This window comes from Vibrio sp. 99-70-13A1, from assembly GCF_013114625.1.
In the GTDB taxonomy this organism is placed as follows: Bacteria; Pseudomonadota; Gammaproteobacteria; order Enterobacterales; family Vibrionaceae; genus Vibrio.
The window spans coordinates 162,684-179,833 of sequence record NZ_VTXD01000001.1 but is presented as its reverse complement, the minus strand read 5'-3'; the positions used below and the strand labels follow the sequence as shown (position 1 = coordinate 179,833).

Sequence of the window (17,150 nt, the reverse complement as noted above, 5' to 3'; positions counted from 1 at the left end):
GTCGTATGCTGTTAAGTGCGAACTGACAGCATTGCGAATTACAAAAACCTTAAATAGCTCTCACAGCTAAAAATGCACACTGGAATGCTGTATATATATACAGTATATTCCATTGTGTGATTTGTAAGGATATTGATATGTCTAAAGAAAAACAGTTATTTCAATTAGCACTGGAAGTTATTATTGATGGTGTGGCAGTTAGCACTGCTGAAGAGGGTAGTCAGGAAGCGGGGAGGGTGTTACTTGAAGGGTTGCTGATCAAATACGGGCATTTGATAGACGCCGAAAAAGAAAAAGCCATCCACTCTATTATTGGGATGGCTGATGAAACAGAAAGCCCTGCGTTTGAGCTATAACATTGAAAGTTGTTGGTGTAAGTCTTTTCTGTGCTCTGGTGTTAAAGCTTTCACCATATTAAACGCAAGCTGAGTTGCTGTTTTAGCACTAGGGCTAAGTGTATGGCTGTATGATAAATTCATTACGAAAGTATGACCGCACTCTGGGTCGCTACATGAACAATATAAATCCGCGCAATCATTGCTTAGGCGGTTAGTCTTGGTAATTATTGAGCGTTCGCCGCATCCGCAAAAAATACGACGGCCAGATAAGCTTGGTTTACTGGCTGCTCCCATTCCTAAATGAATTTTTGAATGTTTTAAAGAATGTTTATACCCAATTACACTTACAAACGTGTGACCACAATCTGGGTTTGAACATGAACAAGATAATTCCGCGCAATTTGCATCCGCTGCTTTGCTTCTGCTAATAATCGCGCGTTCACCGCATTTGCAATAAACTCGCATACTTAACCTAACTTGCTGACTGACCTTGATATAGTAGGTCAAACACTGTGCTTTTGTACAGTTGTAATGCTGGTGGTATCAGGGTGGAAGTCCAAAGAGCGGAAGGTAAATATTGTGATTTTTATGTAATGCTAGGGAAGTTTATTGGCGTTGGATGAGATTCAAAAAGCGCGGTAAATATACCGCGCTCAAATTGATGAAGTTTGATTAGTACTTACGCCAAAGCTTTCTCTTCGGCTTTTTTGTTTCTAAGGCATGATCTAGTTGCAGCCGGAGCCTTTGGTGTTGTTGTGTCCGCAATGAATTGCTCTAGTGTACTTACACCTAGTTGCAAGTTTGCAAGCTGACGAGCAACTGTTCTTGTGAACGTAACAGTGGTGAACTTGAACTTGGCACCCATTGTTTGAGTTTCTTGTTGGAATACATCAGCTGGTGCACTTTTACCAGAATTTACGCTGTAGACCATTTTCATCCACGAATAAGCAATAGAATAAAATACATCTTTTCCTGCTGACTCGGTTGTAACTTCGCCTTGAGAAAACACTGTAGCCGTATTTTCAGTATTTGATTGGCTAGTGCAGGCAATAGCTAAATCAGTAAGTGAATCTTGAATTTTATCGAGTTCACCATCGAAGATACTTTTGAGGGCGGAAGATGCTTTCTTAATTAAACTAGAATAATCTTTTGATTCGTAATGTAGAGTTTTAGTTTGGGTATCGACTATTTCAAACAGTTTAATGCTTGCGAGGATTTCAGTATAACGAGAGAAACCCTCGGCACTTTCTTTGGTGTCCCCACTTAATGGGTTCCATCCAGCTTCTGAGCGGGCTGCATTGAGTAATGTTGATACAGCAGCACTTGGGTGTGCTAAAAATGCGTCCGCGAGTTCGTCTATTTCAGCCTCGGAAGGAGCAGAAATAGCCTGAAATTTTTTCACAGCATCGGAGCCTGCTTGTACATTTTTTGAAGAGTCAGTTGAGGTATTCGGTTGTGTACTTCCGCCAGGAATAAATTGTTTGTGATCTTGGTTGAGGAAAGCACTTAAACTTTCAGTAGACGCCAAAAACGTTGCGTGGTGAATGTAGCTAGGGTGGTTTGCTGCATAACGGTTGAGAGTGTTTTCAGATAGAAGCCCTAAAGCTTGTAGTGAGTTTTTCATGTTCATTTCCTTATGTACGATATTAGTTTTTAGGTGGAGTAAAGCAATTTGACAGGTTGTTAATTGCTATTGGTGTGAATGTATTAGGGTTATATGCGGACTGGACAAGATTGTTAGTACTTGAATTCGATATGACCCAGTTATTGGTGGCTTTTGCTTGTGTTATTTGGTTTCTGGAGTTTAAAAGTTTGGGATTAGCCAACAGCGCGCCAGCGTTGCAGTAATTGGTAATGTAAGCCTGTTCATTTAGGTCAGTTTCAAGCGCTGTCCAACCATTTGCATTATTACTAACTTCGATGTTGTAGACCCATATCGCGTTTGGACCAGCATTGGTTTGTGCTGCAATAAATTTAGCTTCAGATAAATGAGCATTAACCCGGCTGATAACCATTTGATCTATAGTTTTATTTTGTTGTCTCGCTTGTCCTACATAGAAAGGGGCATTCATGACGGGATTGTTATTTATCTGCAGATGCATGATGTAAATTGCGGCATCTACTCTATTGGGGGAATCTAAAGTGTCTGCAGCGCTAAATAGGGGAAATAAAAGTAACGCTGCAACCAATTGAAGTTTTGCTTTTTTCATTATTAATTCACCATTGTTGAGATGAATTAATAGTATTTCAAAGCGTGAATTTTATTATTACACCCTATTACACGGTCTCATTCGGCGCTGACTCTTGTAAGGAGATCAAACTGTAAGTGAAGGTTTTTTGATATGTCTGGGTCATTGTTTACTTCATCCATTATCAGTTCACAAACTGGGATTATTTCATCTTTGGCGTATTCTCTGCCCACTTTTTCAGGGTCGGGAAACGTGGCACCAGGTTGAGGCATCATGCCACCTTTACCTGCAGGGAATCGGTGCCCTACAAGAATGTCTTGGGCGGTAATATTTTTGATTCGCTCAAATTCATCCTTAGTGGCAATGTCACCCACTGGGATTAATTGAATTCCTTTCTCTTTGCCATTCGGGATGTTCACAAACATGCTGCGGAAATTGCCCACGCCTTTCGAGCTGGCAATAGTTTCCTTCATTTTCTTTTCGTCATCTTCACTTAGGTTCGGGTCTGATGCGTAAAAGATAAAGCCCATGTGTGCACCGTTCTTGTAGTAACGGCGACGAAATAGAGTGGCATCTTTGTTCAGTAAGCTGCTCTGAATACTGCCTAAGTAATCGGGTAACCCATAAACTTGTTGCTGTGGGTCGTATTGAGGTAGAAAGATTACATCTTCTTTGCGGTATTCCCGTTGTTGGTTATCGCGTTCTAGAATGATGAAGTTGCCATTTTTCCGCTTGCGCAGATACATTCCAGGTAACGGGTGTAAACGGACAACACGTTTAAAGCCATCTCGGATTTTTAAGAACCCCGCATGACCAAACGTGAAGTAATCTCGACAAAATGCTTGAACATGTCGACGGCGAATTGCGCCACCTTGCTTAAATCTCCCTGCAACGTAGTTGGCCCGAGCGATTAGCAAAGAACCATGGTATGAATTTGCTCTGGCAACATCGGCTAATCCAGATGGTGAAATGGGCGGTTCCCAATAGTTGTCGGTGTCGTTGTAAAACAAATCTGAGTAAGAAGTCATCCAACTATTCGAGTCGATGGCTTCCGGTGCCGAGTCGATGTGATAAACCGACTCTGGTGCTTGTTCTTCTTGTGTGACTAACGTTTCTATTTGCTCGGTCATGCTGCGGTTGCCCAAGTTGATTTAGTTGGTGTTGAGTGGTCTAACGGCTCATTAATAATGGCGTGAGAGATAGCCCAAAATGCATCGGCGTGTCCGGTGGTTTGGCTACGCTCTGCTTTGAATGTCATAGCGTTACCACTAGCCGTTGGTACTCGCTTAATCGCCATAAATGCCATGGCAATGTCTTTGTGTTCGGCATCAAACTGAAGTCGTTTGGCTTCTACAATGTCGATCATCTTGAGCACTAAGCGGTTTTTGTTTTCATTGCTGTAGTGGATAGGGTGAGCTTCTCGCGGGTATTTTTTAGATATCAAATCCCAAACACCGCCACCAATGCCCGTGGTATCAACACCAATGTAGGAAACTTTGTAACGCTGAAATACTTTGTCGATTTCAGATACGTGGTATTGGAAGTTGAGCCCTTTCCAATAGTGCTTTTCTAGCACTCGGAATTTTTCACCTGCAACGGCTGGTGGGGCGACGACCACCAAACACGCATTGTCTCGGGTTCGGCTTGGGTCATAACCTAACCAAACCTCTCGGCGGGCAAAGGGTTGTTTGTTCTTCGGTTTAAAGTCTTGCCAGTGTTCAGCATCCACCATGCCTTTTTCAAGGTCTGAGAATTTAAATACAGAAAGCGAACCATCAACGAACATGCACATAAACAGGTTGTTAAAGTCGTCTTGGCTGTATTCTTCGCGCAGTTCTTCAATATCGAATAGGTTACAACCACCGTTGGCGGCATCTTCGATGGTGACAACATAGCGCCACTGTTTATCGTCACAGAGTCGACCACCATCGCGAAATTCTGCAAAGGTTGGGAATTCTAGTTTCTCCCGAGACTCTTTGCCTTTGCGCCATGAGTCGCCCGTCCAAAATGGATAAGCCTGGTGCATTTTGGAAGATGGGGTAGAAAAGTAGGTTTTACGCCACTTCTTATGTGTTGCCATTGCTGAAGCAAGTTTGTTTAGTTCATCAAACTTGGGTATCCAGAAATATTCATCGACATAAACATGACCGTGATAACTCTGGGCGGTTTTACTGTTGGTTGATAAAAAGCGTAGTTCGGCACCGTTAGAAAGAATGATCGGGTTACCAGTTAACTCGATGTCTAAAAACTCTTTACCAATGGCAATGATGTAGCTGCGGAAAACTTCGGCTTGAGCACGAGAAGCGGAAAGGAATATTTGGTTGTCGCCAGTCAGAATCGCATCTTCTAACGCTTCACCACTGAAATAATAAGTCGCACCAATTTGGCGTGATTTAAGAATATTGCGAATACGCTGTTTAATGTTGTTACGCATTACGTGCTGATACTCGAACAACGATTCATGCCAATCTACAAAGTCACCTTCATAAAGGTGTTCTATGTTGTTTTTGCCTTTACCTTTCTTTTTACTACCGCCATTACTGCCACGGTTTTGATTGGATGATTTGGAGTTGTTCCCCTTTGAGCTGCCTTGCGAAAGCATTCGTTCAGCTTTGGCTTTTGCATCAGCATGTGCTTTTAGCAACTTAACGTGATGGTCAATAAGCTTGTCCATTTCTTTAAGCTGCTGATCGCTTTTCTCGTCTTTATCTATTAACACAGCCAAACGGCGGTTAACCATTTCCTCAACTGAAAGTTCGTTCAACAACAAAGCCCAGCCGAATTTCTCCGCCCAGGTATAAATAATGCGGTCGCTATTCAAGTTAAGTTGCGACGCAATTTCCTTTGGAGGTACTCCGCGTAAATAAAGCTTTTTCGCGGCCTCTTTTATTTCATCTGAATATGCCATATCTGCATCATACGCCCCGAAAACTCGTAAATGACTAACCAAAATTCGGATGAATTCGGATATAGCCAAAATCCGAATTTCTAGGAATTGAAGTGGCTGAAAGCAGTCAGTCAAAGGCGTATTGTTTGCCGTACACAAGATTCATTTGACGTAATTTAATTGGGCAAACGACAAGCATGAGTAAAACCAGTGATTGGAAGATTGTTGCTACAGAAGGCGCAACCGTAGACGGTCGCCAGATTACAGCAGCATGGATTAAAGACATGGCATCGCTGTATTCGGCTTCTGAATACACAGCAATGATTTGGCCTGAACATGCCCGTTCTCATTGGAACGTGTTTGAAGGTAAAAACTGGGGTGTTGTCGAGAAACTCAAAGCTGAGAAAAAAGACGGCAAATTACGTTTGTTCGCCAAGATTACGCCAAACCAATATTTGTTAGATGCCAACCAAGATGGGCAGAAGCTATTTACATCTGTTGAACCGAACCCCGATTACAAGGGCGAAGGACGCTGTTACCTAATGGGCCTAGCTGTGACTGACTCCCCAGCTTCTACAGGAACAGATCGTCTTGAATTCTCTCGTAAACAAGGTGAAGTCACCAAGATTGAGTGTAGTGACCTTGAAGAATTAGATGTGTCTGAGTGCTTCACGACTAATCCTATTTCTAAGTTTTTCTCGGACTTGGCAAAGCATTTCCAAACTGGTGGGGAACTGCCAGCAATTACACCTGTAGAGCCTGAACCAGAGGACATTGACGTGACTCCTGAGCAACTAGAAGCGCTATTTGATAAAAAATTTGGCGCACTTAAAGGCGAACTCGTAGAAGAGTTTGGTTTGCAAAAACCAACGCCAGCACCGGAAGTTAAACCCGAAGGTGCAACAGTAGAGCAGTTCTCTGCGACGCTGGAAGAAAAGCTTCAACCACTTGTTGATCAAGTGACTGGCTTAGAACAGAAATTTAACGAGCTTTCGCAAGAAGTACCAGGTCAAGAGCCAGGTGACGCGGGTGCAAGTGACAAAATGGAAGGGGTATTTTAATGCTAAATGCTGTTTCAACTAAGTATCTGGCTGAATTTAGCCTTTCAGTAGCACAAGCTGCAGGGCTAGAAGTTCCTTACGGTACTTTCAATATTACACCGCCAATGGAAACGGCACTTCGCCAAGCGATTCTAGAGTCGCACGAATTCCTTGGGATGATCTCATTGCTGCCCGTACAGCAAATTAAAGGTCAAGTAGTTGATGTTGGTAATGATGGTCTTTCCACTGGTCGAACGTCATCAGGCCGCTTTAGCCGAGAAATGGGACAAAGTGGTAACACCTACGAGTTGACGAAAACCGATTCTGGTGCACACCTTTTGTGGGAAACCATGACGCAATGGGCTAACTCAGGCAAAAAAGGCGAATGGCTAAAACTAATGCTTAATGCGATTTCTCGCATCTTTGCTTTAGATATTTTACGTGTTGGTTTTAACGGTACTTCAATCGCTACACCAACTGACCCAGATGCAAACCCACTAGGTCAAGATGTTAACAAAGGTTGGTTGACCATTGTTAAAGAGAAGAAAGCAAGCCAGGTATTAGCATCTGCGAAGCTTGATTCAACAGGCGCTACGGCTGATTCATATAAGAACTTAGATTCGTTGGCGCAAGACCTCATCAATACAACTATTGCGCCAGAGCATCGCCAAGACCCTGATCTTGTCGTGTTGGTTGGTTCGGATTTGGTAGCTGCAGAACAACACCGATTGCTTGAAGCGGCTAATTCACCAACAGAGCACAAAGCCGCTCAAGCACTAGCGAAAACCATCGCAGGTAAAAAGGCTTATACACCACCGTTTTTCCCTGCTGATCAGATTTGGATTACGAACACCAAGAACCTTCAAGTTCTAACGCAAGCCAATACCCAGCAACGCCGCCAGAAAAACAACGATGACGAACTACGATTCGAATCTAACCATATTCGTATGGAAGGTTACGCAGTGGGCAACCTTAAAAAGTTTGCTGCTATTGAATCTGTCACTGTTGTTTGATCCTGCACCAGTAGATTTATGGAGTGAATAATGGTTAGCCCATTAGCAAAACAGCGGAAGCAATTACTTGAAATGCAAGCTAACCAATCTGCGCCAGAAGTTACTTCTGGTGTGGACACCAATAGCTTGCACATCAAGCTGATTGATTTCGAAGAAGACCGCAAGTATTTACGCTCTTTCAATGCGATTGCTGATCGTGTCGAGCATAAGCGCAATGTCTTAGTCCCGAAATACAAACCGTATGTTCAAAACTACTTAGAAAGTGGTGAGCAGTTCGAAAACCCAATTTTCAGTAATTTACTGATTTGGTTATTCGATATTAAAGAAATCGATACTGCAATTGAGTGGTGCTTAAAGGCAATTGAACTCGACTTGCCACCACCTGAAGGTTTCCGCCGTGATTGGCCGACTATCTGTGCAGATGAAGTGTTCACATGGGTCGAACGTGAATCAGAACGTGGCAACTCAATTGAACCTTATTTTTCAAAGGTGTTTGAGAAATTAGAGAAAGAGTGGCGTTTACACGAGAAGGTTCACGCCAAGTGGTACAAGTTCGCAGGTTTATACCTGATTCGAAATGAAGAAGGTCAACCGCAAGCGACAGCAATCGGCAATTTGGAAACGTTGGAAAAGGCTTTGGCTCTGCTTCAACACGCTCACAATAAGCACCCGAAAGTGGGTGTGGGTACCCAAGTAAAGAAAATCGAACAACGCATTCGTGCCATTAAAGATGGCAAGAATCTTTAGTCAGTAACGACTAAAACAAAGACTCCTACGCCACCGCGCCTCGGCTGGCAAGAGTGCAATAGCAAACGCTCATTGTGACTCGTTGACCCAGTGGCTAGAGGCGCACCTATTTCGTAATTGAAAAGCAAGGAATCGAAATGAGCTTTGGTGGAAAAGTTAACAGCGCATCAAATACCGCCTTACTAGGTGAAGGTTGGCCGGATTTCTCAACCGATGAATTTCGTCAATTGCGCCGTATTCCCCACACCTTTGATAACGATTCTATGGCTGCAGCCGTAAGCATTGCTGCTTTGAATATTCAGCAGCGACTTGAAAGCCTGTTGGTCGATGGCAACCCGCCAGTGCTAGGTGCAGCAAAAACAGCCGTTTATAAACGCGCGGTTTATGGTTTGGCTCATGCTGACCTATTAAAAGAATTCGCCACGCAAGACCGCCGAAAAGAAGGCGAAAGTGTCGCAACAGATGAACCAGAACAAGAGGCACGTTTCACCACCCAAAGTAATAAAGATGTGCGTTTGTTACTTGGTCGTAGTGCCAATGGGATTAGTTCGATATGAGCGAAACGGTTTACAACAAAACCAAGCTTGAGCACTTAACGGATTACATCGTTAGCCACCTAAACAGCAATGTATTGGATAACAAAATTGATGCTTGGCAAGAGAACGGCTCAATTGTGCCAAGTGGTGAAGACCGTGGAAATAATGGCTATATCGCGTGTTACTGGAAGTACAACGCGGTGATTTCGGTTGAGGAATTTCCTCACCAGTTATTAGACCCGCGTTGTTTATTGGCACTGGTTGCTTGTTGGTTAAGTGACCATGAAGAAGACCGAAACGAACAAGAACTTGAAGACCCAACGCTTTCAGTTGATGTGATCAGCAGTGAAGTGGCTGATGTTGGAATAGAGCTTGAGTTGATGGAACCCATTGAGCTAGTGCCAGACCCAGAAGCGGGAATGATTACTTGGCGTGGCATCAAATACCGAGTTCAAGCCGTAGAGATTTACACCGCAGAAGAAGCGGAGTTGGTGAATGAAACCGACGGTTAGCGTTAATAAAAGGGATGTGCTCAACATGCAAGAAAAGCTTGCCATGTTAGCCCTTCCACCCAAAAAACGAATTTGGATTCTTAAAACATTAGGTCGTTGGGAAACCGCCAATACTCGCAAACGAATCAGGCAGCAAAAGGATGTTAGTGGGCAAGCATTAGCACCCAGAAAAGGGAAGAAGCGCGGCAAAGTGATGCGCCGTATGGCGAAAGGGTTAACCCCTTATGTAAGAAACGCCAACATGCTCGACCTAACTTGGAACAATAAGCTCACCGCAAAAATTGCAGCAAGGCATCACCTTGGTCAAAAGCAAAAAATGACCAAGCGGCAAATGCAAAAGCGGTGGGGAACACCTAACTATTCAGCGCCTTGTTCAAAAGGGCAAGCGAGAAAGCTAAGGGAACTCGGTTACACAGTCGCGAGAAAAAGCGGTAAAGGGCGGAAAAAGCCAAGCCTGCGCTTATTAATGGAAACCGTAACCCATGGTCAAGCGGGGCAAATTATCCGAGAACTGAGTAATCAGCCCAGTATGTCCGCTTGGGATATCCCATTAGCAGAACGCCAGATATTAGGCAGTAAAGAACGCGAAGTCACCCGCCAGCTCATACAAATACTTGAGAAGGCTAAGAAGCGAACATAAGCGAGGAAACAACCAATGGCAACCGGAAAGGTAGAGGTCAACAACCTCAATTTAGGGCAAGGCGGGATTCCAGAAATTGAACGCCACCTGATCTACATCGGGCGCACCGATAAAGCCGAACTGCAAGGCAAGGTTACACGTGTAAACAACATGACCAACCTTGATGAAGTGGTGGCAGATGATGCGCTAGGCGCAAACGTCAAAGCGGCGCAGCTAAATGGCAAACAAAACTGGACGGCTGGCATTTTCGGTTTAGCGGCGGATGCCACTTGGCAAGAAGCCGTAGACATTGCCAACCGTACTGACTCGTTTGAAGGCGTTTGTATTGTTGATGCTGTGACAGACAAAGCCGAATTCACTGCGATGCAAGATAAAGCAACAGAGCTTACGAGCAAACTTGGCCGCTGGGTATTTTTCCTTGTTGCTTGTGCTGGCATTGATGCCGGTGTTGATGGAGAGAGTGGTCAAACGTGGTCGGATTATGAAACCGCCATGCTAGCTCTAGTGAAAGATGTGTCTGCCAATATGGTGACACCAGTGCCACAGCTTAACGGCAATAACGTGGGTGTGCTTGGTGGTCGCTTATGTGACCGCGCAGTGACGGTAGCTGATAGCCCAATGCGAGTGGCGACGGGTAGCCTATTAGGTCTTGGTGAAATGCCAGTGGATAGCGCAGGCAACCCACTGGAAATGAGCACCATTTCAGCGTTAGCCGATGCACGTTATTCACTTCCGCAATGGTATGCGGATATGGAAGGCATTTACTGGACAGACGCGACCACGCTTGAAGCCAAAGGCGGAGATTATCAATACCTTGAATACGTTCGCCCTGTTCACAAACTTAACCGTCGTGTGCGCATTAAAGCGATTCGCCGCGTTGCCGACCGAATCCTAAACTCGACACCGCCAAGCATTGAACTCAACCGTACTTACTTCAGCAAAGACATGCGTGATATGTCGAAAACCACCGAGATAGGTGGCATTCCGTTCCCTGGTGAAATCATGGCACCACGCGATGAAGACGTGTCGATTCAGTGGATAACCAAGACCAAAGTCAACATTGGCTTAATGGTTCGCCCTCATAACTGCCCGAAACACATTGTTGTGAACATTGGGCTTGACCTATCTAACCCTGCAGATGCGGAGGCGTAACCAATGAGTACGCGTATTTCTGGCAAGAACATGCACTTTGCAATGGGCGACTACAAGCTAAAAGCGCAAAAAGTCAGCCTGTCTATTACGGATAATTCTGCCGTCAATAAAACCTCTGGTGTGCCCGATGGTTATGTCGATGGTGATGTAGAAGCAAGTGGTGAAATGGAACTCACCACGCAGCAGTTCAACCAATTGAGCAAAGCAGCAAAACAAGCCGGTTCATGGCGCGGCATGCCAGCTTTCGATGCGATGTTCTACGGCAAGATTGATAAAGACGAGCTGAAAATTGAAGCCTTCGGTTGTCGTATCAAAATCTCTGATTTGCTCGATGCCGATTCAAATGGTGGTAGCGCATTAGTTCATAAGCTGCCGTTCGAAGTGACAAGCCCTGACTTTGTGAATATCAACGGCGTTCCTTACTTGCGCCCAGATGAAACCGAAGACTTGGTTCAGTAACTTTTGCTCAATAGATAGGGGACATGATGTCTGATGTTATCGACCATGCCAGTGGCCTTGAAACCCAATTCACAGAAGTGGCGCTTGCCAACCACCTGGCAAGGGCTAAGCAAAATGAACAACGGAAAAGCGCACAAGAATGCGGCGAGTGTGGCGACCCAATACCTGAAGAACGCCGCCAGCAAGTAACAGGATGCCAATACTGCACCCAATGCCAAAGTGACTTGGAGAAAATGAAGCGATGAAACATTACTTGATGAAACGCCGTTACTTTGAACATGGCACTTATTCGTATCTCTATCGCCCTGATGGTTCAAAAGTATGTTGCATGGTTGAACGTCCAATGCTCAACAACAAGCCAAGTGAATCTTGCATTGTTGAAGGCACTTACGACCTTTTACCACATGAATCACCCCGTTTTGGCAACTGTTACGCAGTAGAAGAGCCAATGTTAGGCGTAACCCGTCACGGACCAAGTCTTCGAACACATGTGCTGATTCATAAGGCAAATAAGCCGAGTGATCTGCAAGGGTGTCTAGCGCCAGGTGTTGACTTTGGTTTCGTAGGTAATGAATGGGCTGTTATGAATTCTGGTCATGCTTTCAAAGCGTTGATGGCAGAGCTTAATGGCGAAACGGCAAAACTCACTATTTTAAAGGATTAATACTATGGGATTCCTCACTGGAATTATTGGCAAAACCTTACTGGAAGTACTGAAAGGTCTGTTCTTTCAAATCGGCTGGAAAATCATTCTTGAACGCTTTGCTACTCGCTTGGTGGTTTGGGGCTTAGAGACTTTAAAAGGTCTGAGCACAAATGATGTTCTTCAAAATACGGTTGACGATGTTATTGCATCACTTCAAGGCAAACGCTTGAAGGAAATTCCTCAGAAGGAATAGCGATGGACCCGACTTGGTTATCTGCACTGGTTGCCCTTGCCACTTTGTTGGTGATGTTAACCGGAGCACTGATCGGCAAGCTGTTTTCTCTCTCGAAAGAGCTTGCCGACTATAAAACCCATGTAGCAGAAAGCTACGCAACCAAAGAAGAAGTGAAAGATGGTTTCGAACGATTAGAGCGTCAATTAGAAACCGGACTCACCCGAATTTACGAATCATTGAAGCGAGAAGCAGCATGACAAAAGCAATTATCTTAACCGTTGGCGCAGTTGACCTTGAATTCAACCCAACGCCAGCCGAATACGACGATGCGCAAAACACCACCATGCAAGGTGATGTCAGTAGCGCCGCCCATAACTTCTTAATGAGCTGTGTGACCGAAGGTTCAAAAGACGCACTGCGTGAAATTACCCAAGATAACGCAGGTGCCGCCACGCAGATTTATGGCGCAGTACTAAAAGAGTACACACCTAAGCTGTCTATCTCAGTAAAAAAATAGATGCGCTTGTCGCGGCAGTAGATAGCAGCGACAGGCAAAAAATGTATGCGTGGCGACGAAAGTGGTTACCCCATGAACCAGATACTGACCAAAACCTGGCTTATGCCATTTGGATAGAGAAAGACCACTGGGAAAACCTGCAAGCCGTTACGGCTAACGGTGTCGCCAAAGCCTTTAGTGGTTAGCCGCTAAGTATGAATCAGCACCCTAAATAGAGAATGCTTGATGCTACCCGATTCACTCAAATTTCAAGTTGGATTGATTGACCAGATTTCGAAACCTCTGGGCAATATTCAACGACAAATGACCGATGTCACCAACACTTATCGCCAAGGTACACAAACCATGGTGACGGGTGCGGCTGGCATGGTGGGTGCTGGTTTTGCTCTGCAAAAAGCCTTGATGCCAGCTATTGAAATGGACAGAGCATTGGGTGAAGTGAAATCGCTAGGCGTGGCGGATGAACAGTTGCAACAACTAAGCGATACCGCACTTGAATTTGCAGTGGATTACGGGAAGTCAGCCTCAGATTTTGTAGCGGCTTCTTATGATATCCAATCGGCTATTTCAGGCTTAGGCGGTAATGAGCTTTCTGAGTTTACCCGCGCGTCGGGTGTGCTTGCTGCCGCCACTAAAGCGGATACGTCAACCATTACCAATTATGTTGGCACCATGTACGGCATTTTCCAAAGTTCAGCCAACCAAATGGGTAAGGCGGATTGGGTGAATATGTTGGGTGGTCAAACTGCAAGAGCAGTGCAAATGTTTAAGACCACAGGTGATGGGATGTCTTCGGCATTCACTTCTGTAGGGGCTGCGGCTACCTCTGTGGGTGTGGGTATGACGGAACAAATGGCGATTCTGGGTACCTTGCAATCCACCATGAGTGGCAGTGAAGCCGGTACCAAATATCGCGCGTTCTTAGCGGTACCGCCAAAGCACAAGAAGCCTTGAATATGCAGTTTACTGATGCCCAAGGTCAAATGCTGCCAATGGTCGATATCTTGAACCAAATTAAAGGGCGTTACGGTGAAACCATATCCGTGGCGGAAGCGGCAGAATTGAGCAAGGCGTTTGGCACACAAGAAGCCACCGCCATGATCCAACTGTTGATGCAAAACACGGATGGGCTTGCTAGCTCAATTAATGAACTAGGAAAAGTTCAAGGGCTCGATGTAGCTGAAAAAATGGCTGGTGCAATGACCGACCAATGGGAACGGCTAGAACAAGGCATATTTGCCATAAGCGCGGCATTTGGTGCGGTTCTTTTACCTGCCATCTTGCCAGTGGTGGGCGGTATGGCGGATGGCGCGACCACTCTGATTGAATGGACTCAACTTTTTCCTGAGGTCACTAAATACATTGGTTTTGCTGCCGTCGCCATTTTAGGCGCAGTCGCGGCAGGTGGTGCCTTTACTCTCATGATGGGCATAAGCAAACAAGTCATGGCGACTTATATGATCACCATGAAGCTGTTTGCAGGGGTGAACTTCTTACTCACCAAAGGCATGGGCGCACTGCGTGTGGCAATGCTTGCTGCCAATATTGCGATAGCCGCCAACCCAATCATTTTGATTGTGGGCGCAGTGATTGCCGCCGTCGCCGCTGTCGGTGCACTGATTTATTACTGGGATGATCTGAAAGCTTCGTTTGGCGACACAACCTGGTTCCAAGTCTTAGAAGGCGCCATCACATTAATCACCATGCCATTTAGAGCCATGTTTGAGTTCATCAAAGCAGGTTGGCAATGGGTGATGAGTGGCTTTACCGATACCAGTGGTTTTGCCTTCATTGGGCAAATGGCGGACTCGATGCGCAACATCTTTGGCAGTGTATTCAGTTGGTTCACCGATAAGTTAGCGGGTATTTGGGAAACCATGAAAGGGCTAGTGGATTGGCTACCCGGTTTTGGCAGTGAAGAGGAAACCGCACCAGTGAGTTCAAAGGCTGTGAAAAGTGCCACACCTTACGCACAAATTCAGCCAGGTGGCGCCGCGAAAAGCATTGCGAATCATCAAACCAGTTCAACCAATTATGGTGGCGTAAGTATGTATGTGCAGCAAATGAATAACCCGCAAGACATGGCGAGTGAACTAGAAATGGCGGCAGGCTAATGGGTAATTTCAAATACCAAGACTTACTGATTGAAAACGGCGATGTAGTGCTCGATGCCGGTCGTAACCCTGTGTTGATTCAAGACCGAGCCGTGATCGCCCAAGACATTAAACACGCCATCATTGAAAGCAATTTAGCGGTTGAACTTATTGCAGAGCGCAGCCCATCAAAGAAAGCGGACATTCGAACCAAGCTGGAATTATTGGTGGAAGAAGACGTTCGCCTAGTACCAGGCACAGTGCAATTAGAAGAGCCAACAGAAGGCACGATTTACGTGCTCGCCACGACAGCAGAGTTTGGTGATTTAGCAAAGGGTGATGTCACCATGGAGATAAACAATGTCTGATATTCCAAAGCCAGATTATACCGAGCTGGTTAAGCAATCCGGTATTCCTACCGATGCCGTCAGTTGGAAAAAAGTGCTGAAAGAAGAAATGGAAAAGGAAGACTGCATTATCTCTAACGATTCGCTTTTCTCTCCGTTCTGGCGCTTGATTGAATCGGCAGTGGTCAATGTCACCTTGTGGCTCATCACGACTCTATTGGTGGGTTACGTTCTGCCCAACATGTTTGTGGCAACCGCTGTCGACCAATGGTTAGACCTACTGGCTTGGCAATGCAAGCTGACTCGTAAAGAAGCCACCAAAGCCGCTGGGCTTATCGCGTTTCAACGTGCTGCCGTGAAAGGACCCGCGTTAGTCATTCCCCAAAATACATGGATTCAGACTGAAGTCATTAACGGCAATATTTACCGCGTTCGTGTGCGGGCTGATACCACGCTGCCAGAAAACGAAACCACGGTTATGGTCGATGTTGAAGCTGAAAGTGAAGGTGCAGCCTATAACCTTGGCGAAGGTTACTACCATATTTTGCCGACTGCGATACCAGGCATTGCAGCCGCAACCAACCCAGCCGAATGGCTAACCGCTGCAGGCGCAGACAAAGAAAGCAACGATGAACTTCGCTTACGTATCCGTAACCAATGGAGCGCGGTGGCGAAATGGCACATTGATGCGGCTTACCGTTCATTGCTGACCAGTCGCGCAGGCATTAACGACGATAACGTGTATTTCGAGCATAACGCGCCACGTGGGCCTGGTACTGCGAACGCGTACATTCTGCTTGATACGGGTGAGCCTTCACCTGAAATGCTCAGCGACTTGAACACCTACATTCGTAATCAAGGGCAACACGGTCATGGTGATGATCTGCAGGTGATGGCGATGCCAGAAACACAGAGCAATATTGTTTGTCATGTGTGGCCGCAACGCTCATTAACGATGGATGAAAGAACAGAGCTTAAAGCCGCAGTAGAGAAGTTCATTGGCGCGGCATTTCGTGAGAATACCGATTATTCGCCAACCGTGACCAATCCAGTGTTGCGCTTTAGCTTCTCCAAATTAGGGCAAGAGCTACATGGGCAGTTTTCACAGATTGAATCACTCGAATTTGAGAATGCCGACATCATTAACAACCTAACGGTGCCTCGCATTCAGACGTTGGAGGTATCCATTGAAAATACCTGAGATAAACCTTCGTTATTGGATGGGTAGAGGTGAACTCGCCAAGTTTGCCCGAGCCATGCGTAATTATTGGGAACATGTAAAAGCCGCATTTGAAATGCCGCTGCAACAGCATGATCCGCTGACCGCGCCTATTGCTTTGGTCAATATTCTGGCTTGGCAACGTGGAGTAGAAAAGCTCGGACAAGAGCCCGAAGACTTGTTTCGAATCCGTGTGGCGCATGCTTACGGGTTTTCTCGTGATGCGGGTTCGGTGTCTGGGTGGGAAGAGATGTTTGAAAAGCTCGGCTATCCGCACATTGCCCAAGATGAAAGGCTAGTGAATGTCGATTGGGATGTAGTCAGCCTAAAGATTCGAGACGGTGACTTATCAGAAGTCCCACATTTATTGGATACCGTAGTTCGTCAATACGGGCGGACGTGCAGACGATATCAATATACGACTTATGTAGAAATTGATATGCCGTTGAAAACCCAAATTTTAGACGGCGCGTATGAGACGGCTGTTGCAGATTCGCCATTGGAAGCGAATTCATTTACGACAGTATTCAATTTAGATATGGATTTAGAGTGCGCGACAGCACAGTAAAGGTGGAAATAA

The 17,150-nt window shown here is 45.5% G+C and carries 23 protein-coding genes and 2 pseudogenes; 19 read left to right on the top strand and 6 right to left on the bottom strand.

The features are described from left to right. Window positions 1-137 precede the first annotated feature (137 nt). Entirely contained in the window at window positions 138-356 is a 219-nt protein-coding gene (locus tag F0226_RS00840; protein ID WP_253820711.1) for a hypothetical protein, read from the top strand. On the opposite strand, the gene F0226_RS22470 is transcribed toward F0226_RS00840, so the two are convergent. From F0226_RS22470 to F0226_RS00815, 6 genes and pseudogenes are all read right to left on the bottom strand, one after another. After that, window positions 351-632, bottom strand: coding sequence for an ogr/Delta-like zinc finger family protein (locus F0226_RS22470; protein WP_253820719.1), 282 nt, complete (start codon window positions 630-632; stop codon window positions 351-353). The genes F0226_RS00840 and F0226_RS22470 overlap by 6 nt on opposite strands. A gap of 48 nt (window positions 633-680) precedes the next feature. Beyond that, a pseudogene (locus F0226_RS22645) lies at window positions 681-803 on the bottom strand (ogr/Delta-like zinc finger family protein); the annotation flags it as partial. 214 nt (window positions 804-1,017) lie between these two features. Then, a complete protein-coding gene (locus F0226_RS00830; protein WP_171733843.1) occupies window positions 1,018-1,962 on the bottom strand; it encodes a hypothetical protein in 945 nt (314 codons plus the stop codon). Window positions 1,963-1,984: 22 nt separating this feature from the next. Continuing rightward, window positions 1,985-2,548 (bottom strand): hypothetical protein, encoded by a 564-nt coding sequence (locus F0226_RS00825; protein WP_171733842.1) that lies wholly within the window; start codon window positions 2,546-2,548, stop codon window positions 1,985-1,987. A gap of 77 nt (window positions 2,549-2,625) precedes the next feature. Then, window positions 2,626-3,657 (bottom strand): phage portal protein, encoded by a 1,032-nt coding sequence (locus F0226_RS00820; RefSeq protein ID WP_171733841.1) that lies wholly within the window; start codon window positions 3,655-3,657, stop codon window positions 2,626-2,628. Then, on the bottom strand, window positions 3,654-5,435 hold the full coding sequence (locus F0226_RS00815; protein ID WP_171733840.1) for a terminase family protein: 1,782 nt from the start codon (window positions 5,433-5,435) through the stop codon (window positions 3,654-3,656). The genes F0226_RS00820 and F0226_RS00815 overlap by 4 nt, the downstream gene beginning before the upstream one ends. A 176-nt stretch (window positions 5,436-5,611) precedes the next feature. Here F0226_RS00815 and F0226_RS00810 point away from each other — a divergent pair, with 176 nt between their 5' ends. From F0226_RS00810 to F0226_RS00725, 18 genes and pseudogenes are all read left to right on the top strand, one after another. Then, window positions 5,612-6,475 carry a GPO family capsid scaffolding protein gene (locus F0226_RS00810; RefSeq protein WP_171733839.1) on the top strand — a complete coding sequence of 288 codons (864 nt, stop codon included), beginning with the start codon at window positions 5,612-5,614 and terminating at the stop codon, window positions 6,473-6,475. Next, window positions 6,475-7,467 (top strand): phage major capsid protein, P2 family, encoded by a 993-nt coding sequence (locus tag F0226_RS00805; protein WP_171733838.1) that lies wholly within the window; start codon window positions 6,475-6,477, stop codon window positions 7,465-7,467. Before F0226_RS00810 ends, F0226_RS00805 begins: the two co-directional genes overlap by 1 nt. A 30-nt stretch (window positions 7,468-7,497) precedes the next feature. Beyond that, window positions 7,498-8,214 (top strand): phage terminase small subunit, encoded by a 717-nt coding sequence (gene gpM, locus F0226_RS00800; RefSeq protein ID WP_171733837.1) that lies wholly within the window; start codon window positions 7,498-7,500, stop codon window positions 8,212-8,214. A 137-nt stretch (window positions 8,215-8,351) separates the two neighbouring features. Beyond that, window positions 8,352-8,771 (top strand): head completion/stabilization protein, encoded by a 420-nt coding sequence (locus F0226_RS00795; RefSeq protein WP_171733836.1) that lies wholly within the window; start codon window positions 8,352-8,354, stop codon window positions 8,769-8,771. Beyond that, window positions 8,768-9,262: a phage tail protein gene (locus F0226_RS00790; protein ID WP_102418081.1), complete on the top strand. Its 495-nt coding sequence runs from the start codon at window positions 8,768-8,770 to the stop codon at window positions 9,260-9,262. Before F0226_RS00795 ends, F0226_RS00790 begins: the two co-directional genes overlap by 4 nt. Then, window positions 9,246-9,902: a virion morphogenesis protein gene (locus tag F0226_RS00785; protein ID WP_171733835.1), complete on the top strand. Its 657-nt coding sequence runs from the start codon at window positions 9,246-9,248 to the stop codon at window positions 9,900-9,902. Before F0226_RS00790 ends, F0226_RS00785 begins: the two co-directional genes overlap by 17 nt. 15 nt (window positions 9,903-9,917) lie before the next feature. Then, a complete protein-coding gene (locus F0226_RS00780) occupies window positions 9,918-11,054 on the top strand; it encodes a DUF2586 domain-containing protein (RefSeq protein ID WP_171733834.1) in 1,137 nt (378 codons plus the stop codon). Between the two features lie 3 nt (window positions 11,055-11,057). Then, window positions 11,058-11,513 (top strand): phage protein, encoded by a 456-nt coding sequence (locus F0226_RS00775; protein ID WP_171733833.1) that lies wholly within the window; start codon window positions 11,058-11,060, stop codon window positions 11,511-11,513. 26 nt (window positions 11,514-11,539) lie between these two features. After that, entirely contained in the window at window positions 11,540-11,758 is a 219-nt protein-coding gene (locus tag F0226_RS00770; protein ID WP_171734019.1) for a TraR/DksA C4-type zinc finger protein, read from the top strand. Then, window positions 11,755-12,177: a DUF5675 family protein gene (locus tag F0226_RS00765; RefSeq protein WP_171733832.1), complete on the top strand. Its 423-nt coding sequence runs from the start codon at window positions 11,755-11,757 to the stop codon at window positions 12,175-12,177. Before F0226_RS00770 ends, F0226_RS00765 begins: the two co-directional genes overlap by 4 nt. 4 nt (window positions 12,178-12,181) lie before the next feature. Beyond that, window positions 12,182-12,412 (top strand): hypothetical protein, encoded by a 231-nt coding sequence (locus F0226_RS00760; RefSeq protein ID WP_171733831.1) that lies wholly within the window; start codon window positions 12,182-12,184, stop codon window positions 12,410-12,412. 2 nt (window positions 12,413-12,414) lie between these two features. Further along, window positions 12,415-12,651 (top strand): hypothetical protein, encoded by a 237-nt coding sequence (locus tag F0226_RS00755; protein WP_062859693.1) that lies wholly within the window; start codon window positions 12,415-12,417, stop codon window positions 12,649-12,651. Then, complete coding sequence (locus F0226_RS00750; protein WP_171733830.1) at window positions 12,648-12,911, top strand: putative phage tail assembly chaperone; 264 nt, start codon at window positions 12,648-12,650, stop codon at window positions 12,909-12,911. The genes F0226_RS00755 and F0226_RS00750 overlap by 4 nt, the downstream gene beginning before the upstream one ends. Before the next feature lie 41 nt (window positions 12,912-12,952). Then, window positions 12,953-13,096, top strand: coding sequence for a hypothetical protein (locus F0226_RS00745; protein ID WP_171733829.1), 144 nt, complete (start codon window positions 12,953-12,955; stop codon window positions 13,094-13,096). 40 nt (window positions 13,097-13,136) lie between these two features. Then, window positions 13,137-15,025, top strand: a pseudogene (locus F0226_RS00740) (phage tail tape measure protein). Further along, window positions 15,025-15,372 carry a DUF2590 family protein gene (locus F0226_RS00735; protein WP_171733828.1) on the top strand — a complete coding sequence of 116 codons (348 nt, stop codon included), beginning with the start codon at window positions 15,025-15,027 and terminating at the stop codon, window positions 15,370-15,372. The pseudogene F0226_RS00740 and the gene F0226_RS00735 overlap by 1 nt, the downstream one beginning before the upstream one ends. After that, window positions 15,365-16,552: a baseplate J/gp47 family protein gene (locus F0226_RS00730; RefSeq protein ID WP_171733827.1), complete on the top strand. Its 1,188-nt coding sequence runs from the start codon at window positions 15,365-15,367 to the stop codon at window positions 16,550-16,552. The genes F0226_RS00735 and F0226_RS00730 overlap by 8 nt, the downstream gene beginning before the upstream one ends. Continuing rightward, complete coding sequence (locus tag F0226_RS00725; RefSeq protein ID WP_171733826.1) at window positions 16,539-17,138, top strand: phage tail protein; 600 nt, start codon at window positions 16,539-16,541, stop codon at window positions 17,136-17,138. Before F0226_RS00730 ends, F0226_RS00725 begins: the two co-directional genes overlap by 14 nt. Window positions 17,139-17,150: the final 12 nt, after the last annotated feature.